This window comes from Thermodesulfovibrionales bacterium (assembly GCA_026417875.1).
GTDB lineage: Bacteria > Nitrospirota > Thermodesulfovibrionia > Thermodesulfovibrionales > CALJEL01 > CALJEL01.
Genome location: JAOACK010000175.1, coordinates 1 through 508, shown reverse-complemented (window position 1 = coordinate 508; position 508 = coordinate 1). Strand labels below are relative to the sequence as shown.

The window sequence follows — 508 nt, the reverse complement described above, 5'->3', positions numbered from 1 at the left end:
CCTTTTATGTCAAGTGCAACAACATACATATTGTCCTTTATATGTTTTAGGATACCTTGTCCCTCTTTATCCTTTATTTGTTCTTCTTCCTTTTGTGAAAGATTTTCTGGTGCCTTTTCATCAGATACCTCTATTATTTCAACCTTGGCATATTTAGATAAACGTTTTAAATATTCATTTATACCTTCCTTTAAATACTTTTCTTTTAATTTTCCTACTGAAATTATAGTAATGTTCATAACAATATCCCTCCTAAAAATCATAAATATACCACCACTTTGAAAGTGGTGGTCATATTTGTCTTCCTAAAACAACCTCAACAGTTTTGTTTGTTCCTAAAGGTGTTTTTATTGTTACATTACATTTATTACCTGAACCTATTTTATAAATAATTTCTTTAAGCTCCATCATTGTATTAACTTCAATATCATTTATTGAAACAATTATATCCCCTTCCTTTATTCCTGCCTTATAAGCAGAACCACCTCTAATTACATCATAAACATAT

Annotated in this window: 2 protein-coding genes; both read right to left on the bottom strand. The window is 28.7% G+C overall.

Annotated elements, in window-relative coordinates:
* Positions 1 to 239 (bottom strand): 23S rRNA (pseudouridine(1915)-N(3))-methyltransferase RlmH (locus N2257_10885; GenBank protein ID MCX7794890.1); only part of this gene is annotated, 239 nt, incomplete at its 3' end.
* Positions 240 to 291: 52 nt separating this feature from the next.
* Positions 292 to 508, bottom strand: a 217-nt coding sequence (locus N2257_10880; protein MCX7794889.1) for a PDZ domain-containing protein, incomplete at its 5' end; no start/stop codon positions are given.